Consider the following 23,788-nt stretch of genomic DNA (forward strand, 5'->3'; position numbering starts at 1 on the left):
TGTGGCCCACGGGTTCCTTCCTCGGGGACTTTCGTACGCCTGCCGGCGCCCGAAACTCTTCACGCTACCGGACGGTCCGCTATCGGGGCGAGGTCGACGGAAAGCTGCCATTCGGCAGATGACCTCTGAAGCCGAGGTTGAGGCGGGTTGACCCTAAGGAGCGGTTCTCAATGAGTGTGGTTGCGAGGCAGAGCTTTGCCAGATGGGGCACTGGAGCAGCATCCAGCTTGGCGGATGGCCAGATCGCGGGACCTGCACTGCCACGGCTAGAATGCGCGGCCCGTAACGTTCAGCTCGCTAAATAACTTCTTGCAATCGATCGCAGTTCATTCTCGTCGATTATCTCACCGTGTCCGCAGTATGCCCTGTTGAACTCTATCTCCAAAAGACGCAGCATTGTCTTTCGATAGACGTGCACGTCCGAACCTGGAAGATCATCGACCAATCGTCCGCGATAAATCGCATCGCCGGCTAAAAAATCGCCGTTGCGTTCATCAAGAAGACCGAGCGACCCTGGCGAATGACCAGGGAGGTGAAGGACCAGAAATGACCTGTCTCCGGTCTCAATGGTGCAGCCTTCGTCGAGAATTCGGGACAGTGGCGCCGATTTGATCTGGAAATGCAGCAGCGACCATGCCTCATGCGGAGGCTTGCTGACGGCGTCGCGCTGCGCGCGAAAGAGATGAGCCAATGTGTGTTCATCCGCCATGTCGTCGAAAAACGAAGACTCCTCGCGATGGCCAAGTCTCATCTCGAACTCGCTTAATGCGCCGACGTGATCGACATGGATGTGCGTTGCAACGGCTACTACCGGCTTGCCAGGTGGCAGGTTCAGCACGGGTCTGAGAGGCACTAGCCCCATGCCCCCATCGACGACAAGATCGACGTCGCGCCCGCGAACATGATAGACGTTGCTTCTGAAATAGGGATGAACGTGCGGCTCCCATATCCGCGTGATTCCCCTACCCAGAGTTTCGCGTGAGAACCAGTCGGCAGCACGATGCACTTCGCCAGTTGGGGTGAGCGGCATCAACGATGTCCTCGCGCAAGCAGACGCTCGAGCTTGATCTGAACGACAGTCAGAACCGAAACCATCGACATGTAGTAGATCAGCGCCGCGCCATACCATTCCAAGAACCGAAAGCTGGTGGCGATGGCGAACTGGGTGACGGTCATGAGCTCTTTCAAGGAGATGACCGTCGCCAGCGAGGTTGCCTTCAGCAAGGAAATGAATTCGTTGACCAGGGCCGGTAGCGCGACGCGAAGCGCCTGGGGCAGGATGATCAGGAAGAATATCTGACCCCGGTGCAGGCCAAGGGCCGCCGCACCCTCGGATTGCCCCTTGCCGATCGATGCATAGGAGCTGCGCAGGATCTCGGTCAGATAGGCAATCTGAATCAGGGTCAGGGCGAGAAACGCCGCGACGAACGGACTGAACCAGTCCGAGCGGAACACCGCCGAGATCTGCGGCAGTCCATTCCAGACGAACAGCAGCACGAGCAGCGCGGGTGCGCCGCGAAAAAGCCAGACAAACGCGGCGATCGACAGGCGGATCCAGCGCCGCTTCGACGTGGCCAGTGCTGCTGTTGCCAGCGATATCGCCAGGGCAACGGTCATCACCAGAAGCGAAAGCACGAGGGTCAGCAAAGCCCCCTTGGCGAGGGGCCAGCCGAACAGGGCCGTCAGGAAGAGCTTGCTGTCGAACACCTCGGCACGTCCCTTAATTGGTCGCGTGCTTGACGTCTGCGGCGGCCTCGGGAAGGTTCCATTTCTGCAACAGCGCCTTCATCTCGCCGCTGGCCTGCAAGGTCTCGATGGCATTGACCAGGGCCTCGCGGTTGTCGCCGCCCTTTCTCAGATAGATCCCGTAAGTTTCACCATCGCCATAGTTGTATGGCACCTGCAGCCGCCCTGGCATTTGCTTGATGCGGAATGCAGCCGTCGTGTCCTGGGTGATCGTCGCCGCAGCCCGGCCGACTAGGATCTGCTCGATGACGGCGGAGGCGGACGGATAGGTCTGTATCTGCGCGGGCGCCTTGCCGGCTTTTGTCAGCTCGGCGTTCAGCTCCGCAGCTGTCTTCTCGTAGGTGGTGCCCGCCTCGATCGCCAGCACCTTGCCGCTGAGGTCGAGCGGCGATTTGGTCTCTGAATCCGAAGCCGATGTCACCAGCACCACATTGGAGACGAAGTAGGGAACGGCGTCATAGGCCTGCAGGCGCTCCTTGGTCACCATGATGCCGCTGGCGACGAGATCGCATCGCTCGGCGCCGAGCGATGGCAACAGCCCCTTGAAGTCGCCGACCACATATTTGGTGGTGCCGCCCCATTGCTTTGCGATGGCATCCACGACATCGACTTCGAAACCGACAAGCTTCTCGTCGCCTGGATTCTCATAATATTGCATGGGCGGAAAATCGCCGCCGGTGCAGACGCTGAGCACGCCGTTATGGACAAGATCCGCACCTCCGGCCTGCGCCGCCGGCGCGGTGGCGACAAGGGTGGCGACGACCAGTCCGCCAAAGGCGATTTTCGCTGCGAAGGCAGTGCGTTCGTGAAGCATATCCAGTTCCCCATTTTATTTTTGCGATGCCGTTTTGTGGCTGCCGAGGACCATATGTTGCAATTACTATGAGACAAGCTAAATCTTTAGCATTTAGTTAGAGCAGTTTTTCTAAACTAAGGTGATACGTGGCCGTTCCGTCCCTTCATTCTCTGCGAGCCTTCGAAAGCGTATCGCGGCTCGGCAATGTCGCGGCCGCGGCTGCCGAATTGCATGTGACGCCAGGCGCCATAAGCCAGCAGCTGCGTGCCTTGCAGCTTTCGCTTGGCATCGACCTGTTCAGGAAAAGCGGCCGCCGCCTCGTGCTGACTGAACGGGGCGCGACGCTGCAGAAAAGCGTCGGCACGGCCATGCATCAGATTGCGGATTCGATCCGCGACATATCGGCCAATGCCTACGCCACGTCAGACAGGGCGGAGCTGCGCGTATCGGCGCCTTCAGTCTTTGGAACGACCTGGCTCACGGCCAGGATCTTTCGGTTTCTCGATGCAAACCCCGATCTTCGCATGCAGATGCACACAGCAGTGGACTTCGAGGAAGTGGACTGGCGAAAAGTCGATGTCGCCATCGTCTATGGGAATCCACCTTGGGCTGGATTCTGGTGGCGGATGCTGCACAGCATCTACGCGTCACCAGTGTGCAGCCCACAATTGCTGCGAGGTCCAAATGCAATTCGCGAGCCTCACGATGTGCTCAAACATCGCTTGCTCCATGAAGACGACGGCGACCAATGGCGGCGTTGGCTAACGGAAGCACGCGTACCCCATTCCGTGGAGTCCGATATCTATTTCGACAACTTTGCCATGGTGCTTCAGGCCGCGCGCGATGGTCATGGTGTCGCCCTGACAAACGACATCATTTCCTTCAGGGACCTGGATGAGGGCAGACTGGTTCAACCCTTGACGCTCAGTGTTGCGGCATCCCGAAGCTATTACTGCATATGCCATGAGGAAGGCTTGGCTAATCCAGCGATCGGCCGGTTCGTCGACTGGTTGGTCGACCAGGCATCGCGACCGTCAGGCTGACGGCACGGTGGCACCGTGCCTCGATGCAGATCTGTTTTGAAAAACGGTGGTCGGGTGAACGATGCATAAGTTTCGTGCGATCTGAGCGCCCGTTCGAACTCGAGGGGCACCTTCGGGATCCGAGATCGGCCCGCCCAGCAAGGATATGCTTCGCCGATCTGGTCATAGCTCCCGAACTTAATCGGACATTCAAAGCGATCTTCGTGGATGATCGCCACCACCTTTGTGCAAGTCATGGCCGCGTTATGGTTGGCTTCTCGGTGCCCATCGACGGTAGCAGCGTCGACCTGGCAGCTGCGAAAGGCCTAAGGGACGTTAGGCTACGTCAGGTTTGTGAATTGCTTTTACTTCCTGAAAGTCTTCAAGGCCAAACCTTCCGCCCTCGCGGCCATTACCGGATTGTTTGTAGCCGCCAAATGGACTTCCATAGCGGTGCGGCGCTCCGTTGATATGCACCATGCCGGCCCGCAGACGCGAAGCCACCCTTTCTGCTCTCTTCGGATCACCGGTTTGCACAAAGGCGGCAAGGCCGTATGTCGTGTCATTCGCCAGGGTGATGGCCTCTTCCTCGCTGTCAAAAGGAATGATCGCAAGAACCGGCCCGAAAACCTCTTCCCGTGCGATGCGCATCTCGTTGTCGACGTCGATAAAGATAGTTGGCCTTACGAAATAACCAGCTTCAAAACCCTTCGGTTTGCCGGGGCCGCCAACGAGCAACTGCGCACCTTCATCAATCGCAGCATTAATCAAGGTTTGTACACGAGCGAACTGAATTTCGCTCACCAGAGGCCCAATGTGCGCGCCTTCCTTCATTGGGTCCCCTACTTCGGCGGCCATGCCAGCGCGACGCGCTACCTCGACTGCCCTTTGATAGACAGAGCGCTGCACGAGCAGCCGCGTCGGTGCATCGCAGGACTGGCCAGAGTTATTGAAGCATTCGGCAACACTGGCGGAAACCCGCTCATCGAGATCTGCATCTTCAAAAACGATGTTCGGAGATTTGCCACCAAGCTCCAGGGTTACCCTTTTCACAGTGTCGGCAGCATCTTTGCTAACTGCGATCCCGGCCCTCGTAGAGCCTGTGAAGGACATCATGTCGACGTCCCTATGTCTGGAAAGCGCCGCGCCGCAGTCAGCGCCACCATTGACCAAATTGAAGACACCTGGGGGAAACCCCGCCTCATCAATCATCTCAGCATACAACATGGCGTTGAGGGGCGTGAATTCGCTAGGCTTCAAGATGCATGTGCAACCCGTCGCGAGGGCCGGCACCACCTTCAGTGCGATCTGATTGATCGGCCAATTCCAAGGTGTAATTAGACCGCAGACGCCGATAGGTTCGCGCAGAATGATATCGCCATTCGGCAATTCCTCGCGAGCTTTCAGATCACGCAGCGCATCGATGAACCCCTGCAGATGGCCAACACCGACATCGGCCTGCTGCTGCCGGCTCATGGTGATCGGGGCGCCAAGTTCCAACGTTATTGTTTCAGCCATCTCGTCGTAGCGACGCTTGTAAATGGCCAGAAATCTTTCGAGCAGCCGGAGGCGCTCTTCAAGAGTGGTTCGGCTGTAGGAAGCGAAGGCATTTTCTGCCGCTACGACAGCCTTGGCGATATCCTCTGGCGTACCCATGGAAATGACGGCAATCGGCTTTTCGGTTGCAGGGTTCAGAACTTCCAGATCCTGCCCGGCGATTGGCGATACCCACTCGCCGCCGATATAGAACTTCCGCTTATCGAGCATAACGATGCTCCTTCCCAATTCGGATAAGGCTCACACCCTCGCTCATGCGAGCGAAGGGCTAAACGTCAGCAGGCCCAGAATTTCAAAGAGCACCTGTGCGCCGACCTGCGCTGTGTTGGTTGTCGCGTCGTATTGCGGAGCCACTTCGACGACGTCTGCGCCCACAAGATTGACGCCCTTCAGTCCCCTGATGAGCTCCAACACCTCGCGCGTCGTGAGCCCGCCAATCTCTGGAGTGCCTGTCCCCGGTGCGAAGGCCGGATCGACGCTGTCGACATCAAAAGAAAGGTAGGTCGGGCCGTCGCCTACAATCGCCCTCGCCTTGCGGATCACGGCTTCGATTCCAAGGCCCGAAATTTCTTCGGCGTGGATGACCGTCATGCCCGAGGCGTAGGAGAATTCCCACAAATACTCCGACGAGCCGCGAATTCCGATCTGGATTGTCCGAGCGGGATCGAGCACGCCGTCCAAGACCGCGTTACGCATCGGGCCGCCGTGATGGAACTTCGTCTGATCGAAAGGGCCGCCCGTGTCGCAATGCGCATCGATATGGATCAACCCGACCGGACGATCGCGGCCGACGGCCTTGAGGATAGGATGAGTGATCGAGTGATCACCTCCAACCGAGACGGGAATTACGCCCGCAGCGACGACCGCCGCAATCGCCGCCTGGATATCATCGTGACTTTGCTCCAGGCGGTAGCGGCTTGCGAAAGGAATATCGCCTATGTCGGCGATCCTAAGATCGAACGCAGGCGCGCATTCGAGGACGTGATTGTACGGCCCAATCCGCTCAATTGCCCGTATCGCACGTGGCCCGAAACGCGATCCAGGTCGGTTGCTTACACCAAGGTCCATTGGCACGCCGACTACCGCTACCTGGAGATCGCCGAAGTCGGGTGCTTTGAAATCGATTGTCTTCAATGGCAAGCCGGCAAAGGTTGAGATGCCGGAATACGGCGCCAGACGGGTTCCGCCGCTAAATATCTTCTCACCAACCTTGCGAAATTTCGGATCATGAAACTCGAGACTGTCGGCGAACTTCGCCCGCAGCGCTGCAAGGCGCTCATTAAAGTCAACCATTGCGAAACCCTCTCCTTGTGTCGCGTTGTTCCTGGAATCAGAAGACATGGAATTGGCCGACGGCGCGTCCCGCCGCCGAGGCCCTGAATGACTTCAACGTGCCACCCTCAATGTTCACAATTCCGCAGCCGTAGCGGGCAGCCGGAACATAGATGATCATGATGATTTGGCGCGGGGCGAGCCGGGGGCGTTCAATTTCTCCGCGACCGCGCCTACATAGCGGTCCAGAATGATTGCCAGTGCGGAAATCGCAAGGCCTGCAAGCAATCCTCTGCCGGCCTCGACACGAGCGATGGCATCCACGGTCTCCAGTTCAAGCCCCTGTGAGCCAACAAGCGCCGTTATGACCACCATCCCAACACACATGAGGATCGTTTGGTTGAGACCCAGCATCAGACCAGGTCGGGCAAGAGGCAGACGAACCTTCCAGAACGTTTGAAGTGGGGTGGCCCCGAACGCCACCGCGGCTTCGATCGTGGTTGGATCGACATTGCGGATGGCATGGTCCGTGTATCGCACCGTCGTCGCCACGGAGTAGAGCGCAATGGCGATCACCGCGGTTGCATCTCCGGGACCCAGAAGCATGACAACGGGCACCAGGTATACGAAGGAAGGCAACGTCTGCAGGGTCGTGACGACAACCTCCGACACCGCGTGCACGCGGCGCGAAGATCCGGCCCATACTCCCAAGGGCGCTCCGACAAAAAGGGAGAGCAGCGTTCCGACCGTCACCAGATTGAAGGTGATCAGCAACTTGTCCCAATAGCCAATGGCAGCGATCAGGATGAGCGTGGCGCAAGACAGGACAGCAAGAGAAGGCCGCCGCAGCGCGAAGCCGAAACACAGCATGGAAGCAACAATCGACGCCCAGCCGAGATCTCTCAGTATCGTCAACAAGGGCCGAATGACGCCGAGCGTGATGGTCAGCCGGGCGGTTTCGAAACCATCGCCCCAGTTGCCGTTCAGCCAACTGATGATGCGTGACCAGAAATCAGCGGTCGAGATCGTCAACTCGACCGGATATTGCGCCAGAGGTGCGATTGCGACTCCCCCGACTGTGGGAATGACGAGGATGGCGGCCAGGATTGCGAGGTGCCTTATCGGTTGCGGTCGAGACAGATGAGAAGGTCGACGCACGGCGATCGAATGTCCGTAGCCGTAAAGCAGTACGGCCAGCAGTGTTATCGCAATCCCCGCCTCCAACCCGCGACCGATCTTGAGGGATTGGATCGCGCGAAGCACTTCCGCTCCCAGACCACCTGCGCCGATCATGGAAGCCAGAATGACCATAGCCAGCGCCATCATCACCAGTTGATTGACGCCCAAAAGGAGGTCGTCCCTCGCGCTTGGCAAAAGGATCTTCGATGTGCCCTGCCAGCGGGAGGCACCGGTCATGCTGGACAGTTCGAACGTATGGTCCGGCAACCGACGCAGGCCATACACCACCGCTCGCGCCATCGGCGGCAAGGCGAAGATCAGTGTTGCCACCAACGCCGCGACGGGACCGAACCCGAAGAGGATCAGGACTGGCACCAGATAGCTAAATGGCGGAATCGTTTGCATGACGTCGAAGACGGGGTTCAATACGGTTTCGAGCCAACGCCAACGAAACAGCATCACGCCAAGCACCAGGCCAAAGATCACGCCGACGACGATCGCAAACGCCACGGAAGCGAGCGTCAATGTCGCTTGAGCCCAAAGATTGAAAACAAGAAAGTACGCAAAAGTTGCAAACGCCAGGACAGCCAGGCGGCGCCCACCGGCGAGCCAACCCATGTAGGTTGCAGCAAGAACGACCGACACCCACGACAATGGCGGCAGAGTAACCGTTTCGGCTGCAGTGCGACCCGGAAAGGACCAGCCGGTGGTCAGAAGGTTCTGCAGGCCCCGCATCGGAAGGCCGACTGCCTCCCCACCCGCACGCGTCCAGACCCGGAGAGGCTCGCCAAAAATTTCGGATCGGCGAAGCAACTGGTTGAGCACATCGTTGGACATCTTAAGCAACGGCAGCAGCCATTGCTTCGGCCAGACGTACAACCCTTCGGGCAGCACCTCCCGCCCAACATAGGCAGCGACGAGCAAAATGAGGCCGAATGTCACCCACAAACGGCTGCTCAGCAGCCATTTGTGGCGGATGAGCGGCGCCACAGATGTCGCGCCGAAGGTTATTGAAGCCACGGTGACCACTTTTTCTCGTTGGTGGAAATCCACTCAGCCGCGGCAGCTTCGGGCGTAAGTCCGCCCTTATCCTGCTTGAGGATGCCCCAGGCAACATCGTCATTGGTCAGAACAAACTTCTTCAAGAGATCCGTTACATTGGGCTCGCGCTTGGCGAAATCATTGTTGATCAATTCGATGATATCTCCCGTGGGTAAAGCGCAGTCACCCACGAGATCGGGGGTGACGCCCCAGGCGGGGTCGCTGCGGCACGCGTCCTCATAGGGCGGGAAATCGACAAAGGTGCCCACGCCGGAGCCGTACAGCCAGTGAGGCACGAAACCAAATCCGATGATCGGCTTTTTCCTCTCGATTGCGCCCTGCATCGTGGCGACCATGGCCGCCATGGTACCCGGCAACGTTATGTGGACGTCGAGGCCTAGCGCCGCGATGCGGCGCTCGTCGTCGGCATCAAAGTCTGCCGGTGTTCCGAGATAATTGATCTTTCCGTCCGTCTCCGGGTTGGACAGCGCTTTGATGCAGGCAGGATTCTTGAGCGCCTTCCAGTCCGGCAATCCCGGACATAGCTCAGCGACATAGTTGGGGTACCACCAGGTTTCCCTGATCTTGACGCCGACCGACCCCACCTTCGTCACAGAGCCGGACGCGAGCGCAGCTGCGATCAGTTCGGGAGAAGACGACCAAATTGCGGGACTGATCTCGAGGTCGCCGAGCTCTATGGCCGTGAACTGCGCCGTGTAGTCGGTATGCACGTACTGGATGTTGTATCCGGCCTTTTTGAGCAAGGTCCCGAACACGTTCGTGATGAAGTCCGCGTCAGGCGCACTAACGACCGCCAGCCGCACCGGATCCTGGGATTGCGCGGCGGCGAGCGCCTCGCCGGAAGAAATGCACAGACTGGCGCAGAGCACAGACGCCAACGTGACTGACGAGAGTGGAAACCGCATCGCGAAACACCCTTTCAAAATGACCTATGAGCCAAAGTAGGGCGCACTTCTTATCACATGTCAATCACAAAAATAGAAAAAGAAGTTGCATTGCTCGGGAATGTCGGGTTGAATACAGCATAATATGGACGCTAGATATCACAAATGAGTCACAAATGACAACGAAGGACGAGCAGAGCACGACCGCTTCGGACCGCGTGTACAAGCTTGTCCGTCAGGATATCCTTGAGTGCCGCTGGCGGGCCGGACAGCGCCTGAAGATCCGCGATATCGCCGCCGAACTGGGCGTCAGCCCGATGCCGGTCCGTACGGCGTTCCGGCGCCTAGGCGAAGAGGGTATTCTTATCGTCGAGGAAAACCGATCGGCGCGTGTCCCCTTCGTTTCCCGGCAGAGCTTCAACGAATACCTTGAGATCTCGGTGAGCCTCGAATGCCTTGCCCTGGAGAGGGCCGCGGGGCGTCTATCGAGTGAAACGATCCAGGCGCTCCGAAGCGAAGCCGAGTGCATGCAGCGCGACATCGAGGCTGGCGACACCGTTGGATACGCCCCTCGGTTCAACGGCCTTCTGATGAAGATCTATGTGCGAGGGGAATCTCAAGCGCTCATCGAGATGATCGAAAGCGTCTGGATCAAGACAGCTCCGCCGGCGCGCGAGGCCTTCGAGGAAAAGGGCATCGTCACGAGACTGAATGCGGCCCTGGTTGCGATCATCGACGCCTTGGAGGCGGCCGACGCGGCCAGTGCCAAGGAAATTCTGACCTCTGCCCTGCAGTATGCCTGCAAAGGCGTGAACCTGTTCCTTGAAATGGATCAAGATCAGAAACTGAGACCAAAAGCCAAAAAGAGGATCGAGGAACAATATGTCGAATCCAAGTGAAGCTCCGATTGCGCTGGTCACCGGCGCGTCCCGCGGTATTGGGCGAGCGACTGCGGAGATGTTGCTCCGGGATGGCTACGATGTGCATGCCACCTACATCAGCGATGCGACAGCGGCAGAGGGCCTGGTTTCGTATGGCGACGACTTGGGGCGAAAAGTCACGCTTCACCATTTCGATGCCGGCGCGCGCGAGAGTCAGGACGAGTTGATGCGGCGCCTGCAGGGTGTCCAGCTTCGGGGCATCGTCCACAATGCGGGAATCGTCAAATTCGAGCGATTTACTGAATATGACATCTCGATCTGGGACCGCACCTTCGAAGTAAATCTGAATGCAGCGTTGCGGCTGACTCTTGGACTGCAGAAGCAGATCGTGTCGGGAGGATCGGTGGTTTTGGTAGCCTCCACCGACGCATTCTTCGGCTCCTACGCAAGCATGGCTTACGCGGCGTCCAAGGCGGCGATGATCAATCTGGCCAAGAGCCTCGCATGCAATTTCGGTTCCCGAAACATCCGCGCCAACGCCGTTTCGCCGGGATGGATCCAAACCGACATGACAACTGGGGCGTCCTCAGGGTCAGCGTCAATCACGCCTCTTGGGCGGGACGGAAGGCCGGAGGAGGTCGCTGGCGTGGTCGCATTCCTCTTGTCCGACAGGGCCAGCTTTGTCTCGGGTACGAGCATCGCTGTCGATGGCGGCTACACCTCCTCCGACGCGATCATGTTGAACGAAGCCAGGGAATTAGGCTGAGGATTGTCGGGGATAGCCATGTTGAGTTGCAAGAACCTTTGGAAGATTTACGGACCGGCCAAGGCGCATAGTATCGATCCCGAATTGCCGCTGAGTGAGAACATCTCCTCTGTGGAGCAGCGCGGCGGTTTCGTCGCGTTGGCCGGCGTCGATCTCTCCGTGGCCAAGGGCGAGATCCTGGTCATCATGGGACTGTCGGGGTCCGGAAAGTCCACTCTGCTGAGATGCTTGACGCGCCTGGTGGAGCCATCGGAAGGAGCGTTGTGCTTCGAGGGTCAGGACTTACGCGCCGTGCCTGAAAAGAGCCTGCAACTGCTCCGCCGTACGCACATGAGCATGGTGTTCCAGAATTTTGCGCTGCTTCCCCACCGTACCGTGGTCGGCAATGTGGAGTTGCCACTGGAGATTCAAGGTGTGCGCGCAGCTGCGCGAAAGCAGAAGGCGCTCGATATGATTGGGCTTGTCGGGTTGTCCGGCAAAGAGGATCATTATCCTTATGAGCTCTCCGGAGGCCAACAGCAGCGCGTCGGCATTGCTCGCAGCCTCTCAACCAATCCGAGCCTTTGGCTGCTGGACGAGCCCTTTTCAGCGCTCGATCCACTCATTCGCGAAGAGATGCAGGACGAAATTCTCAGGCTGCAGAAAACGCTCTCCAAGACAGCCGTGTTCGTGACCCATGACTTCAATGAGGCCGCACGCGTTGGAGATCGCATCGCCCTTTTGCGCAAGGGCCAACTGGTCCAGACCGGCAGCGCGGCGGAACTGATCCTGAATCCTGCGGATTCCTATGTGAGGGCATTCACCGCGAGCGCGGAACGCAGTCGAATACTGACGGCGGAAAATTTCATGCAGCATGGAGAGCCGGGCGCTTTCGACGTGCAACTCGAGGCTGAGGTTACACTCCGAAAAGTCGCGGAAACATTTCAGGGCGGGGCCAGCGTGATCGCCTTCGGCAATTCCACGGGCAGAACGGTAGGGTACATGAGACGCCAGGATCTGGGCGACGCCCTCACGTCCGCCATGACGGCGTAGCTGGCCGGGCGTCGAAATCGAGGTACCAGTTCGGCCATGCAAACGAAGATCACCGAGACTGAAGCGCGTGCGCTCCTGCGCAGCATCAAGGCGCCGCAACTGGACCTGAAGCCGGTCGCAGACCATGTGCTCGAGCACTACGGGCTGGCAGGCGAATGGCATCAGCTGGGAGGGGAAAGAGAACAGAACTATCGTCTTGTCACTGCCGCCGGCGAGAGGTTTGTCGTCAAGATCGCATCTCTCGAAGAGGATGAGGAAAGTATCATCTTTCAGGCGAAAGCGCTTGAACATATCGAAAGGGTCGATCCGGCGCTCCAGGTCCCGCGAGTGCGCAGGACCCTTGGAAGCGACCTGCTTTCCAGCATTTCGGATGGAGAGGGTAGAGAACACCGTTTACGCGCTCTCTCGTTCGTCTCCGGTACGACTGTCATGGACCAGTTGGGTCAACGAGGGTTCAAGCTCTCCACCGACGAACTTTTGACTCTCGGGGCGGCGCACGGCCGCCTGGCCAGGGCGCTGCAAGGGTTCAATCATCGCGGTGCCGTTCGACCGATGCCGTGGGACCTGGCAAATGGCCTGCTCCTTGGTGATTGGCTGCGGGACTATATCCCAGAAGAAATCCGCCAAGACGTCGACCGGGCATTGGAGCACTTCGCCGGATCAACCCTTGCGGCGCTGCCCCGCCTCCGATCCCAGGTCATCTACAATGATTTCCACGAGAGCAACGTTCTGGTCCGGGCCGAGCCTTTGCTCGAAGTTGTGGGGGTTATCGACTTTGGCGACATGGTCTATGGGACGGTCGCGCAGGACCTCGCCGTCGCTGTAGCGTCTTTCATCCATTGGAGCCCGGAACCCGTGGCTGCTGCATCAGCAATTGTGCGCGGCTACCAGAGATATATGCCACTGGAGGCCGCCGATCTGGCGGTGCTCAAGGATCTGGTGCTTGCCCGGCTGATCCTGCAGGTCGGGCTCGTCCGCTACCAGGCTGCAGTCAACGGCCGGCACGACCAGCACCTCGACGAACTGCAAACCCTGTATTCGGCTGCCGTATCACGCCTCGCCAACATCGATGGCAACGCGTTCGTCGCCTCGATGACCCCCTCCGTGGTGCCCACGCCGATTTCATCGCCCGTGGTGGAACAGACTACGACCGATATCCAAGCCCTGATGTTCCGCAGGCAATCGGTCTTGGGCGAGGCCTACACCTTCTACAACGAGCCGCTGGAACTCGTGCGTGGTCGCGGCACAAAACTCTTCGACGCCTCCGGGACGGAGTACCTGGATTGTTACAACAACGTCGCCAATGTGGGGCATTGCCATCCCTATGTGGTGCAGGCGCTCGCCCAGCAGGCGGCCACGCTCAACACCAACTCCCGCTATCTTCACAGCGAGATCCTGCGGCTGGGAGAGCGGCTGACTGCGACCCTCCCCGAAGGCCTGGATACCTGGATCTTTGTCTGTACCGGCTCGGAAGCCAACGACCTGGCGGTTCGCATTGCCCGGTCGGTTACCGGCAACGAAGGCGTGATCATCACAGAAAACAGCTATCATGGCAACACATCGGTGGTCGCGCCGCTTTCGTTGCTGGAATACGACATCAAGGACAAGCCGAGCTGGGTCGAGGCGGTGCCGCCCCCTAATGTCTACCGGGGCATCCATCGAGGCGACCAGGCCGATTTGGGGGAACGCTACGCCGATCACGTGACCGAAGCAGCGGTCCGCCTTGGAGCAAGGGGATCGGGCGCTGCAGCGCTGCTGATTGACTCGATCTTTGACGGCAACGGCGCCTTGGTCCCGCCGGGCGACTACATGCGCCTTGCCTTCGAGAAAGCGAGCCGTTCAGGAGCGTTGTGCATCGCCGACGAAGTCCAAATGGGCTTCGGAAGATCGGGCACGCATATGTGGGGCTTCGAGGCATTCGATGTTCGTCCCGACATAGTCACCATGGGAAAGCCGATGGGCAACGGGCACCCCATCGCCGCGCTCGTGACGCGTCGCGAAATCGCCCTGGAGTTCCAGCGTCGCACTGGCTATTTCAACACCTTCGGCGGCAACACGGTCTCGACGGTTGTCGCCAACGCCACCTTGGACGTGCTGCAGGGCGAGAACCTGCAAGGCAACGCCGAGCGTGTCGGCGCGCATCTCAAGGCATCTCTCGACGGTTTGATCGGCACGCACGAGCTTGTCGGCCACATCCATGGGCGCGGCCTTTTCTACGGAGCCGAGCTTGTCCTCGACCGGACCTCGCGCGCTCCCGCGAAACTCGCGGCCCGCTGGGTGCGTGAACGGATGAAGAGCCTCGGTGTCCTGGTTGCCTCGACCGGTCCCTTCGGAAACATCATCAAGATAAGGCCGCCATTGGCCTTCAGCACCGCCGACGCCGACCGGTGCTTTGAAGCCCTTCACACCGCGCTGACAGATGTGCCACCCGATCTTCGGATCGCAAATAGCGCCTGAGCCAACCGGGGATCAGCAGATGAAGATCTACAAGTGCGATGCTCATCTGGAGCATCAATCCAAAGTCGAGCTCACCCCTGGGAGGTTCATCCCAACGCTGGACGTGGCGGAGCGCACCAGCGCTGTTCTGGATGTCTTACGGCAGGCGGGCCACACCGATGTCTTGGACTGTGCACCCGCATCGAAGGTAGATCTGCGCACCATTCATTCCGCAGACTACCTGGATTTCCTCGCCACGGCCTGGGATGAATGGTCTAGCTCATTCGGAACCGAACTCGACGGCGTCGGCTTCGTCTGGCCGCACCGCAACCGGCCGCCGCGATGCCCAAGCGCGATAGAAGGCAAGATCGCCTACTACATGTTCGACGGGGTGAGCACGATCACGCCGGCGATGTGGCCTGCAACCTTGGGCGCAGCAGGGGCTTCACTTCAGGCTGCCGGGGACCTTCGCGTCGCTGGATTGCCGGGCCTGGTCCTGGCTCGTCCTCCGGGGCATCATGCCTGCTGGAACATGGGTGGAGGTACGAGTTACACCAACCATACCGCGCTGGCCGCACAGGAACTGACGCGAGATGGCGCTCGGGTCGCGATCCTGGACATTGACGCTCACCATGGCAACGGTTCTCAAGACATCTTCTGGACCAGGTCCGATGTCCTTTCCATCTCTCTCCATGCCGATCCCGCGGTGGATTATCCCTATTTCTCCGGGTACGCCGACGAGATCGGCGCCGACGCCGGCGAAGGCTTCAATTTGAACCTGCCACTCCAACCCGGCACCGACTGGTCGGGCTACAGCGAAGGTTTGACGACCGCGCTCGAGAGGCTGCACGACTATTCTCCAGACTACATGGTGGTGGCGCTTGGCGTGGATAGCTATGCCAAGGATCCCGCAGGACGTCTGGCCTTGGAGTTGGCTGATTTCAACCGGATTGGCGAAGCCGTTGCATCCTTGGGCCGCCCCCACATGTTTGTGCTCGAAGGGGGATACTGCCTCGATGCGATTGGTCGCTGCGTCCTCAATGTTGTCGCGCCGGGAGGTTAGATGCGCCTGTGCCTCGCCGGATGTTTTGGCCGACCCGGCCTAAGGGAGGGGATTGACCTCAAGGAGCGAGTTGCCGCTTGCGTCGACAGCCACGACTAATTGGTTGCCCGCGCTTTGACGACTGATCTTGTCAGTATCTCGTACTTTTGTTTGGCGAAACCATCGGAGGAATTAGCTATGGAAAATCAAAACAGGGAAGAAGGCTTTGAGGGCCGAATGATGCGCCTGGTTAAAAAATGCGATCAGGAACAGAGGCTCATCATGAACCACGTCTGCATTCGGGTTGAGGATATCGGTCGCACGGAAAGGTTGCTGTCTGAGTCTTTTGGTATCGGCAAAGGAGGTTTTACTCGCGTTGAAGGAAATTTATTCAAGGGGGAAGCTTTTGTCAGCGGTGCGTGGGTGAACGACGATTTCTATCTTGAACTAATGGAGCCGCTCGAAAAACAACGGCTGGGATACGATACCGGGTGCGGTGCACCAATTGGGCACTTGAGTGAAATTGGCTTCCTCACCCCTAATATGGACGCAGAATTGGACCGGCTATCAAAGCTGGGGTGGAAGGTGACTGACACGCTTTCATCTGAATTCTCTAGAGAGGTAAAGATGGACATGGAGCCATCCATTGGATTTCCCATAGAGCTGATGGAAGTAAAAATCAGAGATAAATAACGCATATTAGCCGACTACATCACTGGGTTAATTCTTATATTTAACAATCGCGAACAGAGCACGAAATTAAGAGGGCTTATAGTCAAATGGCGTACATTGAAATTTTCCCTAAATCCACTGAAACACAGCAACGCTTGGCCGACCACAGCGCCCCGATGATGGACATCCTTTACCAGGCCACAAAAAGGATTCTCAACGTTCCTGATCACGATATCATCATCGAGTTAAATCAGTGTACAGCAATAGAATTTAATTCCTTGGCAGTGCAGTCTTCCGCAGTTCCAGATGTCGTAATAAAGATTTCAACCAGTGACCATGATTTACAGCAAAAGTTTCAATCTCTATGCGATCTCATCGTGAGAAAATGGAGCGCACAATTCGGGAATACACTCAAATTAGAAATTTGGATAAACTTGATTGATACGTGGGGCTGCAACATAGACCTCAATTAGAATGAAGCAACGCTCCGTGCGTTGCGCTTGCGCGCCGATCGGGCTTTCATCCCGGACAGTGATCCGGGCGGCGGCAGCAACAATGAGCGCCGATCAAATGGCGTGAAGGGGGTGGTCGTCAAAGACAGCCGGCGAGTTTGGCACGTTGCCGAATGAGCGCCTCGACGATATCGATCGTCGGGGTCGCATGGCGGGTGAGACGGCCTAGCTCCTGGACCGCCGACACCAGAGCATCGATCTCCATCGGCCGGCCAAGTTCCAGATCCTGCAGCATTGATGTCTTGTGCTTGCCGACCGCGGCCGCGCCGGCAATCCGTCGATCGACATCGACCCCGAAATTTGCCCCCAGCGCCTCGCCGATCGTCTGAGCTTCGACCATCATTGCCAGAATGATCGCCCGCGTGCCTGGATCGGCGCAGATTTCATCGAGCTTTCCGCCGGTCAGAGCGGAAACTGGGTTGAACGAGAGATTGCCCCACAGCTTCACCCAGATCTCATTGCGGATTTGCGTGCGGATTGGCGCCCTGAATCCAGCCGACGCGAGGAGAGCGGCCAGATTGGCGGTGCGCTCGGTCCTCTCGCCTGAAGGCTCGCCGATCGGTAGGCGATCGCCTTCGATATGTCGAATGACGCCGGGAGACTCGATTTCGGCGGCCGGATGCACGACACAGCCGATCACGCGCTGAGGTCCGATCGTCTCCCACAGCACCCCCTTCGGATCGACGGACTCGATGCGGCGGCCTTCGTGCACGCCGCCATGCTTGTAAAAGTACCACCAGGGCACGCCATTCTGCGCCGTGACCACCGCCGTTTCAGGGCCCAGAAGCGGCTTCAGGTTTTCAATGATGCCGGGAAGCGAATGGGCCTTGAGCGCCAGGAAGACATAATCCTGGGGGCCGAGATCGGCGGCCTGGTCTGTCGCGCGCACGGTGACGGTGGTCTCGCTATCTTCCGACTTAAGCGTCAAACCCGTTTCGCGAATAACGGCAAGGTGGGCACCTCTGGCAACGAGACTCACCTCGGCGTCGCCTTGTGCGGCAAGCCTGGCACCGACGAGACCGCCGATCGCTCCCGCGCCAAACACGCAGATCCGCATCAGCCAATCGCCTGTTGCATTGTCGACCAGTACACCCGCACCCGATCCACCCCGCGCGACGAGGCTCCAACTGACGGCAGTAAAGGAGCCGATGGCGTATGGTGGGTCGGGGACCTAGTAGCCAAGGGCGCAGCCGTCCATGCGAGCATCCGAACCTCCGATGAGCACCCCTTCCGACCAGTCGATCTTGATCATTTGTCCGCCGCCAAGCGGCTCGGTTGCCTCGACGAGCCGATGGCCGAGCTTTCTGAGCCCCTCGACCGTGCCGATCGGAACGCCACGCTCGACCTGAGTGTCGCCCAGCGAATAGAAGACGCGGGGCTGGTCGATTGCCTCCTGTGGATCGAGTCCGAAGTCCACGATACCGGTCAATACGTGCGTATGTCCGAAAGGTTGATAGTCGCCCCCCATGACCCCATAGCAAAGGAATGGCCGACCATCCTTCAAGGCGAGCCCGGGCATGATCGTGTGGAGGGGGCGCTTGCCCGGTCCTATCGCATTGGGGTGAGCAGGATCGAGCGAAAAACCCATGCCGCGATTTTGAAGCGTGATGCCATAGGTCGGCGAGACTCGCGTTGAGCCAAAGCCCCAATAGACCGAATTGATGAAGCTGACGCAGTTGCGATCGCGATCGACGACCGTCAGGTAAACAGTATCCGATTTGCGCATGAGCGGCGGCGGCAGATGGTCTGCCACACGGTCGCGACGGATTTCATTGCGAAGGCGTGCGGCATAGTCCTTGGAGAGGATTTCATTCACCGGAAAAGCCGCATGGCGGGTGTCGCAGACGAATGCATCACGATCCCTGTAGGCCAGCCTGCCGGCTTCGATTTCAAGATGCAGGCGCTCAGCCCCCAAAGGTTCGAGCGCGGCGAGATCAAAACCCTCGAGGATGTTGAGCATGAGGAGCGCGGTGATGCCCTGGTTGTTGGGCGGGATCTGGCAGACCTCCATACCACGGTAGTTTGTACGCACGGGCTCGACATATTCGCCTGCGGCGATCTCGAAATCATCAAGAGTGTGATAGCCACCGAGGCTGCGAAGGTAGCTCACGATATCCTCAGCCACAGGTCCCTTGTAGAAACCATCTCTCCCTTTGGCGGCGATCAGGCTAAGCGCGTCAGCCAGACCGGGGTTGCGAAAGATCTCACCGGCCCGAGCGGCCCGGCCACGCGGAAGGAAAACGCGGGTTGCATTGGGGTCGCGCCGCAACCGCGCTTCATCCACAGCCCAATCTTGCGCCACTCGAGGGTGAACCGGAAATCCATTCCGCGCAAAAGCGATTGCGGGGGCAAGAAGCTCGCCGATCTCCTTGCGTCCATGATCCGCCACGAGCCGGGTCCACGCATCAATAGCGCCCGGGATGGTAACGGCATGCGGGCTTGAATCTTCAAGCTGAGATTCGCCAACGGCAAGTCCGCTGGCCGGAAGTCTGGACGGGGCTCGCCCGGAGCCATTATAGGCAACAATCTGATCGGTGCCGTTCTTGGCCATGATGACAAAGCAGTCGCCGCCGATTCCGGTTTGCTGCGGTTCCACGACTGCAAGCACCGCGGCTGCGGCAACTGCTGCATCGATTGCCGCGCCTCCACTTTGCAGCACCTCAATGGCAACTCGCGCCGCATGCGGGTTGTGGGTGGCGGCCATGCCGTTCATGGCCATTGCCGGAGAGCGGCCAGGTAGTTGGAAGTCGCGCACAGTGTACTCCTATTGGCACGGACAGAATGAAAACGGCGAGCCTTGAGACGCGCCACCCATTTGCTTGTCAGTTACGATTGCAAAATGTCGCGACAGCTCCGGGGTTCGCGTCCGATCGCGCTCGCTTTCGCTTCCCTGAAGCGGGCGAGCACCGCTGCGGAATCAATCTTGGCGCGTGATGCGGTGTTGACCATCCTATGCGAGCCCAAGTTTTGCCGCGAGGCCAATGCGCTGCATCTTGCCCGTGGCGCCCTTCGGGATCTCCGGCACAAAGACTACAAGTCGTGGCACTTTGAAGTCGGCCAGCCGACCCGCCGCGAACTCCCGAATATCACGCTCGCCTACCTGGGCTCCCTCCCTCAGCACAATGGCCGCGGCAACGTCCTCACCAAGCTTGTCATGCGGTATGGCGAAGGTCACAGCCTGGTGAACCGCAGGGTGGGCCATCAAGACTTCATCGACCTCAAGTGGGGCGATTTTCTCGCCACCGCGGTTGATGATCTCCTTCAGCCGGCCCGTAAGGCGAAGAAAACCGTCATCGTCCATCACACCCTGATCGCCGGTGCGAAACCAGCCGTGAGCAAATGCCTCGGCGTTCGCTTTCGGGTTGTTCTCGTAGCCACGCGTGACGTTTGCGCCGCGTGTGACGATTTCTCCTTCCTGTCCGGGAGCAAGCAATCGTCCGTCCGCGGCCATGATGGCAACCTCGGGTCCCGCAGCGACGCCGACACTTCCTGGCTTGCGCTGGCCTGGCGGCAACTGATTGGACGTCATCTGATGGGCGTTCTCAGTCATCGAGTAGGCTTCGATAACCGGGCACGCAAAAACGCGCTCCATTTCGGCGAAGACGGGTGATGGCAATGATGCCGAGCTCGAACGGATGAACCGCAACCGGTTGGCGGCAATAAGCTCCGCATTGCCACTGCTGCGCGCCAGAATCGCCTGGTGCATCGTCGGCACGGCCGTATACCAGGTCGATTTGGCCTCGTTCATCCAGCTGACGAACTTCAGCGCATTGAAGCCGGGCGTACAGAAGACACTGCCGCCAGCCGACAGGCTTGCCAGCACGGCCGCCACCAGACCGTGAATATGAAAGAGTGGCATGATGTTGAGGCAACGGTCCGACGGCCCGAGCTTGAGCGTCCCTACGATATTTGCCGCTGAAGTCAGCAGGTTCGTATGACTAAGCGGCACTATCTTGGGTTTGGAGGTCGTACCCGAAGTATGGAGGACCAGGGCGATATCCTCAGATTCCGCCGGTCCAGGCGTGGTGGCCACCGACGGTGTGCCCGACATATCGAAGAGACCAGCCGGACCCTCTTCTCGTGCGTGCAGGTGAATTATCGGTATCCCGACACGAGCGGCTGCAGCGAGCGCTGGGCTCTTGCTACCGGCCGCAACGAGAAGCGCCTTCGCCTTGAGATCATCCAGGTAAAAGAAAAACTCGTCCTCGCGGTAGGCTGGATTGAGTGGAGCTGTCGTACAGGTGGTTGCGCAGGCTAGGAAGGCGGCGACCATCTCGGGGCCGTTGACAAGGACGATGGCTAGTTTGTCACCCCTCCCAATGCCAAGATTGTTGAGAGATATGACCGTTCGATCGACAAGAGCCAGCAGTTCTCCCGAGGTGACGTCCGAGCGCGCGGGAGCCCCAATTGCTCGAGCACTCGAGGGCGCTGAACTTAGGATATCGCGGATCGTGTTCATGCGTACCGCCCTCAATCTCGCTTGCCAATGACTCGAGATAGAAATGCCGCGGTCCGTTCATGGGCAGGCGCGGTGAAGAATTGCTCCGGAGGCGCATCCTCTATTATCTGGCCGCCGTGCATCATGATGACGCGGTTTGCCACTTCGCGCGCGAAGCCCATCTCGTGGCTCACCACGATCATGGTCATGCCCTCGCGGGCGAGTTCCTTCATGACGTCCAGGACTTCGCCAATCATCTCAGGGTCGAGCGCACTGGTCGGCTCGTCGAACAGCATAAGGGCAGGACGCATGGCCAGCGCACGGGCAATGGCCACACGCTGTTGCTGACCACCAGACAGTTGCGCGGGGTAAGTGTTCTCTTTTTCGGCCAAGCCAACGCGGGCGAGCAATGCGCGGCCCGTTCGGAGCGCTTCCTCACGCGGAATCTTGCGCACGTGAATCGGCGCTTCGATAATGTTTTCGAGGGCCGTCAGGTGGGGAAAAAGATTGAACAGCTGAAAGACCATTCCAATCTCGCAGCGTTGACGAGCGATGTTGCGCTCGCTGTCTTCAACAAGCAGACCATTGCGTTCGCGATAGCCGATCAGATGGCCGTTGACCTCGATCCGACCCTTCTGAATTTTCTCAAGGTGATTGATGCAGCGTATGAACGTGGTCTTGCCCGACCCCGACGCACCAACGATGACGACCACCTCTCCCTTGCGGACGGTAAGATCGATTCCCTTGAGAACCTGAAGGTCTCCGAAGCGTTTTTCCACTCCGCGCGCGGTGACAATCGCAGGCTCCGCCACCGGATCATCGCTCATCGCGGTTCTCCAATTTGTCCAAAACCGAACAGGCGCCGGTATCCCTTTGATGCAAGTTTGCGGGAAGCTGCCGCGGCAGGATCGCCAAACCGTGACTCGAGCCGCTGCTGGACAAAGCCCCAGAGCGTGGTGAGGGTCAGATAGTAGCAGGCGACCACCATATACAGCTCAAAAACACGAAAGGTTACGGAGGTAACCATCTGCGTTGCGAGCAGAAGTTCGGGGACGCCAATCACGCTCAGCAGTGTCGTGTTTTTCAGCATGCTGTTGAATTCGTTGCCCAGCGGCGGGACAACTACGCGCGCTGCTTGCGGCAGTATGATGCGGCGCATGTAGAGGCCATATGTCATTCCCAGGGACTTTGACGCTTCCGTCTGGCCTAGGTTGACGGAATTGATCCCGGCTCGAATGATCTCCGCCATGTAGGCTGCTTCATTCAGCGTCAATGCAAGAAGTCCTGCCTGCAGATTGCCGGGAAGCGTCGCGAAGCCGAGATTGATGTCCTCGAAGCGAAAAATGTTCGCGGCCGCCAAGCCGGTGTAAATAAAAACGATCTGCACCAGCAATGGCGTGCCGCGAAAACCCCACACGAAGATTCGCGCGGGCACTTGCAGAAGGCGATGCTTCGAAATCCGGGCCAAGGCTATGAACAGCCCCAGAACGGTTCCGAAGCCCTGAGCGACCACGCTAATGCTTAGGGTCAGCCAGAGACCGTGCAAATAGACCGAACTTGGCCAGAACAGGTACTCCCAGAAAACGCCCCATTCGAAGTTCATGAAGGCCGCCTATTCGATTGCGTCCCCTTCGAGCCCCCACTTCGCGAGTAACTTCTTGTAGGTACCGTCGGCCCTCATCGAATCGAAGGCCTTCTGAACGGCATCATGCATCTCGACCTCACCTTTGCGGGTGGCGATTCCGGTCTTGATCTTAGCGAACGGCTCGCCGCCAATGTCGAAAATATGGCCCGCTTTCTGGAGGAAGAAAGCAGCTGTTTCGAGAGTGGTTCCGTATGCATCCACCTGGCCAATTTGCAGCGCCTGGCGAGCATCGGAATCCTTTGGGAAGACCGTGACCGTTACCTCAGGTTTTCCAGCTTCCTTGAATTTCTTGTTCTGCTCGTCCAGCAGGCTCTGGATCGTCGTGCCATTGTCCACTGCGGCCTTGAGACCCGAAAGATCATCAAGTCCCTTGACATTCTTCGGGTTGCCCTTCGCCACTAAGAGCGACTGGCTCGAATACATGTAGTTGACAAAGTCGACGACCTCGCGGCGCGCCGGCTTGTCGAAAAGCTGCGACAGAATGGCATCGCACTGTTTCGCCAGGAGAGCCGGAACGATCGCGCTGAATGCAGTCTCCTTCCACTCGACCTTTACCCCCATCCGCTTCCCGATCTCTGTGCCGATATCGACATCCATACCGCCCAGAACCTGGTTTTCGTCGTAGAAACCGAGCGGCGGGTTCCCGAATTCGGCGCAATACGTGATCTTGCCCGCCTTGGCGATATCCGCTGGCGGCGCCACCTCAGCCGCATGAGCAACACCAACCGCGAAGACGAGCGCGATGGCACAACCGGCACTCTTGGAGAAACGAGACATCTGGCAACCTTCCCCTTGTTTATCGGCCCAACGATTTGGACCATTGCTTATTGGTCTATTTGTTGATAG

21 protein-coding genes are annotated in these 23,788 nt (G+C 58.7%); 8 read left to right on the forward strand and 13 right to left on the reverse strand.

Annotated elements, in window-relative coordinates:
- Positions 1-289: 289 nt before the first annotated feature.
- From AC1DYW_RS30480 to AC1DYW_RS30490, 3 genes are read right to left on the reverse strand one after another with little or no spacing between them, the layout of a single operon-like run.
- Positions 290-1,030, reverse strand: a complete 741-nt coding sequence (locus tag AC1DYW_RS30480) for an MBL fold metallo-hydrolase (RefSeq protein ID WP_126070453.1) — start codon at positions 1,028-1,030, stop codon at positions 290-292.
- On the reverse strand, positions 1,030-1,707 hold the full coding sequence (locus AC1DYW_RS30485) for an amino acid ABC transporter permease (protein ID WP_126070454.1): 678 nt from the start codon (positions 1,705-1,707) through the stop codon (positions 1,030-1,032). Before AC1DYW_RS30485 ends, AC1DYW_RS30480 begins: the two co-directional genes overlap by 1 nt.
- A 13-nt stretch (positions 1,708-1,720) precedes the next feature.
- On the reverse strand, positions 1,721-2,560 hold the full coding sequence (locus tag AC1DYW_RS30490; RefSeq protein WP_126070455.1) for an ABC transporter substrate-binding protein: 840 nt from the start codon (positions 2,558-2,560) through the stop codon (positions 1,721-1,723).
- A 128-nt stretch (positions 2,561-2,688) separates the two neighbouring features.
- Here AC1DYW_RS30490 and AC1DYW_RS30495 point away from each other — a divergent pair, with 128 nt between their 5' ends.
- Positions 2,689-3,585, forward strand: a complete 897-nt coding sequence (locus tag AC1DYW_RS30495; RefSeq protein WP_126070456.1) for a LysR substrate-binding domain-containing protein — start codon at positions 2,689-2,691, stop codon at positions 3,583-3,585.
- A 315-nt stretch (positions 3,586-3,900) separates the two neighbouring features.
- Here AC1DYW_RS30495 and AC1DYW_RS30500 read toward each other — a convergent pair whose 3' ends face one another.
- The 4 genes from AC1DYW_RS30500 to AC1DYW_RS30515 all read right to left on the reverse strand — a co-directional run bounded on the left by AC1DYW_RS30500 (position 3,901) and on the right by AC1DYW_RS30515 (position 9,539).
- Entirely contained in the window at positions 3,901-5,331 is a 1,431-nt protein-coding gene (locus AC1DYW_RS30500) for an aldehyde dehydrogenase family protein (RefSeq protein WP_126070457.1), read from the reverse strand.
- A gap of 42 nt (positions 5,332-5,373) precedes the next feature.
- The gene (gene speB, locus AC1DYW_RS30505; RefSeq protein WP_126071189.1) at positions 5,374-6,414 is read right to left on the reverse strand and encodes an agmatinase; all 1,041 of its coding nucleotides are present in this window, start codon (positions 6,412-6,414) and stop codon (positions 5,374-5,376) included.
- 156 nt (positions 6,415-6,570) lie between these two features.
- Positions 6,571-8,601, reverse strand: a complete 2,031-nt coding sequence (locus AC1DYW_RS30510) for an ABC transporter permease (protein ID WP_126070458.1) — start codon at positions 8,599-8,601, stop codon at positions 6,571-6,573.
- On the reverse strand, positions 8,580-9,539 hold the full coding sequence (locus AC1DYW_RS30515; RefSeq protein WP_126070459.1) for an ABC transporter substrate-binding protein: 960 nt from the start codon (positions 9,537-9,539) through the stop codon (positions 8,580-8,582). The genes AC1DYW_RS30510 and AC1DYW_RS30515 overlap by 22 nt, the downstream gene beginning before the upstream one ends.
- Before the next feature lie 155 nt (positions 9,540-9,694).
- On the opposite strand from AC1DYW_RS30515, the gene AC1DYW_RS30520 reads away from it, so the two are divergent.
- From AC1DYW_RS30520 to AC1DYW_RS30550, 7 genes are all read left to right on the forward strand, one after another.
- On the forward strand, positions 9,695-10,417 hold the full coding sequence (locus AC1DYW_RS30520) for a GntR family transcriptional regulator (RefSeq protein ID WP_164548777.1): 723 nt from the start codon (positions 9,695-9,697) through the stop codon (positions 10,415-10,417).
- Entirely contained in the window at positions 10,401-11,165 is a 765-nt protein-coding gene (locus AC1DYW_RS30525; RefSeq protein ID WP_126070461.1) for an SDR family NAD(P)-dependent oxidoreductase, read from the forward strand. The genes AC1DYW_RS30520 and AC1DYW_RS30525 overlap by 17 nt, the downstream gene beginning before the upstream one ends.
- Before the next feature lie 18 nt (positions 11,166-11,183).
- Positions 11,184-12,197, forward strand: coding sequence for an ATP-binding cassette domain-containing protein (locus AC1DYW_RS30530; protein WP_126070462.1), 1,014 nt, complete (start codon positions 11,184-11,186; stop codon positions 12,195-12,197).
- A 36-nt stretch (positions 12,198-12,233) separates the two neighbouring features.
- Complete coding sequence (locus tag AC1DYW_RS30535) at positions 12,234-14,654, forward strand: aminotransferase class III-fold pyridoxal phosphate-dependent enzyme (protein WP_126070463.1); 2,421 nt, start codon at positions 12,234-12,236, stop codon at positions 14,652-14,654.
- A 19-nt stretch (positions 14,655-14,673) separates the two neighbouring features.
- Positions 14,674-15,696 (forward strand): histone deacetylase family protein, encoded by a 1,023-nt coding sequence (locus AC1DYW_RS30540; protein WP_164548778.1) that lies wholly within the window; start codon positions 14,674-14,676, stop codon positions 15,694-15,696.
- 177 nt (positions 15,697-15,873) lie between these two features.
- On the forward strand, positions 15,874-16,368 hold the full coding sequence (locus tag AC1DYW_RS30545) for a VOC family protein (RefSeq protein WP_126070465.1): 495 nt from the start codon (positions 15,874-15,876) through the stop codon (positions 16,366-16,368).
- A gap of 86 nt (positions 16,369-16,454) precedes the next feature.
- Positions 16,455-16,820: a hypothetical protein gene (locus AC1DYW_RS30550; protein ID WP_126070466.1), complete on the forward strand. Its 366-nt coding sequence runs from the start codon at positions 16,455-16,457 to the stop codon at positions 16,818-16,820.
- Between the two features lie 118 nt (positions 16,821-16,938).
- Here the strand turns inward: AC1DYW_RS30550 and AC1DYW_RS30555 are convergent, their stop codons facing one another.
- The 6 genes from AC1DYW_RS30555 to AC1DYW_RS30580 form a co-directional block, all read right to left on the reverse strand.
- Positions 16,939-17,916 carry a 2-dehydropantoate 2-reductase gene (locus AC1DYW_RS30555; RefSeq protein ID WP_126070467.1) on the reverse strand — a complete coding sequence of 326 codons (978 nt, stop codon included), beginning with the start codon at positions 17,914-17,916 and terminating at the stop codon, positions 16,939-16,941.
- 114 nt (positions 17,917-18,030) lie between these two features.
- Complete coding sequence (ggt, locus tag AC1DYW_RS30560; RefSeq protein ID WP_126070468.1) at positions 18,031-19,614, reverse strand: gamma-glutamyltransferase; 1,584 nt, start codon at positions 19,612-19,614, stop codon at positions 18,031-18,033.
- Between the two features lie 195 nt (positions 19,615-19,809).
- Positions 19,810-21,318, reverse strand: a complete 1,509-nt coding sequence (locus tag AC1DYW_RS30565; RefSeq protein WP_126070469.1) for an acyl--CoA ligase — start codon at positions 21,316-21,318, stop codon at positions 19,810-19,812.
- An 11-nt stretch (positions 21,319-21,329) separates the two neighbouring features.
- Positions 21,330-22,124, reverse strand: coding sequence for an amino acid ABC transporter ATP-binding protein (locus AC1DYW_RS30570; protein WP_126070470.1), 795 nt, complete (start codon positions 22,122-22,124; stop codon positions 21,330-21,332).
- Entirely contained in the window at positions 22,121-22,900 is a 780-nt protein-coding gene (locus AC1DYW_RS30575) for an amino acid ABC transporter permease (protein WP_126070471.1), read from the reverse strand. Before AC1DYW_RS30575 ends, AC1DYW_RS30570 begins: the two co-directional genes overlap by 4 nt.
- Positions 22,901-22,909: 9 nt before the next feature.
- Entirely contained in the window at positions 22,910-23,719 is an 810-nt protein-coding gene (locus AC1DYW_RS30580) for an ABC transporter substrate-binding protein (RefSeq protein ID WP_126070472.1), read from the reverse strand.
- Positions 23,720-23,788 lie beyond the last annotated feature (69 nt).

This window comes from Mesorhizobium sp. P2_D5, from assembly GCF_056404355.1.

Bases quoted from the DNA above. Each gene is read 5' to 3' on its own strand.
- AC1DYW_RS30535 (WP_126070463.1), top strand. From the start codon at position 12,234: ATGCAAACGAAGATCACCGAGACTGAAGCGCGTGCGCTCCTGCGCAGC.
- AC1DYW_RS30555 (WP_126070467.1), bottom strand. From the start codon at position 17,916: ATGCGGATCTGCGTGTTTGGCGCGGGAGCGATCGGCGGTCTCGTCGGT.
- AC1DYW_RS30570 (WP_126070470.1), bottom strand. From the start codon at position 22,124: ATGAGCGATGATCCGGTGGCGGAGCCTGCGATTGTCACCGCGCGCGGA.
- AC1DYW_RS30575 (WP_126070471.1), bottom strand. From the start codon at position 22,900: ATGAACTTCGAATGGGGCGTTTTCTGGGAGTACCTGTTCTGGCCAAGT.
- AC1DYW_RS30545 (WP_126070465.1), top strand. From the start codon at position 15,874: ATGGAAAATCAAAACAGGGAAGAAGGCTTTGAGGGCCGAATGATGCGC.
- AC1DYW_RS30480 (WP_126070453.1), bottom strand. From the start codon at position 1,030: ATGCCGCTCACCCCAACTGGCGAAGTGCATCGTGCTGCCGACTGGTTC.
- AC1DYW_RS30490 (WP_126070455.1), bottom strand. From the start codon at position 2,560: ATGCTTCACGAACGCACTGCCTTCGCAGCGAAAATCGCCTTTGGCGGA.
- AC1DYW_RS30500 (WP_126070457.1), bottom strand. From the start codon at position 5,331: ATGCTCGATAAGCGGAAGTTCTATATCGGCGGCGAGTGGGTATCGCCA.
- AC1DYW_RS30550 (WP_126070466.1), top strand. From the start codon at position 16,455: ATGGCGTACATTGAAATTTTCCCTAAATCCACTGAAACACAGCAACGC.
- AC1DYW_RS30580 (WP_126070472.1), bottom strand. From the start codon at position 23,719: ATGTCTCGTTTCTCCAAGAGTGCCGGTTGTGCCATCGCGCTCGTCTTC.
- speB (WP_126071189.1), bottom strand. From the start codon at position 6,414: ATGGTTGACTTTAATGAGCGCCTTGCAGCGCTGCGGGCGAAGTTCGCC.
- AC1DYW_RS30520 (WP_164548777.1), top strand. From the start codon at position 9,695: ATGACAACGAAGGACGAGCAGAGCACGACCGCTTCGGACCGCGTGTAC.
- AC1DYW_RS30515 (WP_126070459.1), bottom strand. From the start codon at position 9,539: ATGCGGTTTCCACTCTCGTCAGTCACGTTGGCGTCTGTGCTCTGCGCC.
- AC1DYW_RS30525 (WP_126070461.1), top strand. From the start codon at position 10,401: ATGTCGAATCCAAGTGAAGCTCCGATTGCGCTGGTCACCGGCGCGTCC.
- AC1DYW_RS30530 (WP_126070462.1), top strand. From the start codon at position 11,184: ATGTTGAGTTGCAAGAACCTTTGGAAGATTTACGGACCGGCCAAGGCG.
- AC1DYW_RS30565 (WP_126070469.1), bottom strand. From the start codon at position 21,318: ATGAACACGATCCGCGATATCCTAAGTTCAGCGCCCTCGAGTGCTCGA.
- AC1DYW_RS30540 (WP_164548778.1), top strand. From the start codon at position 14,674: ATGAAGATCTACAAGTGCGATGCTCATCTGGAGCATCAATCCAAAGTC.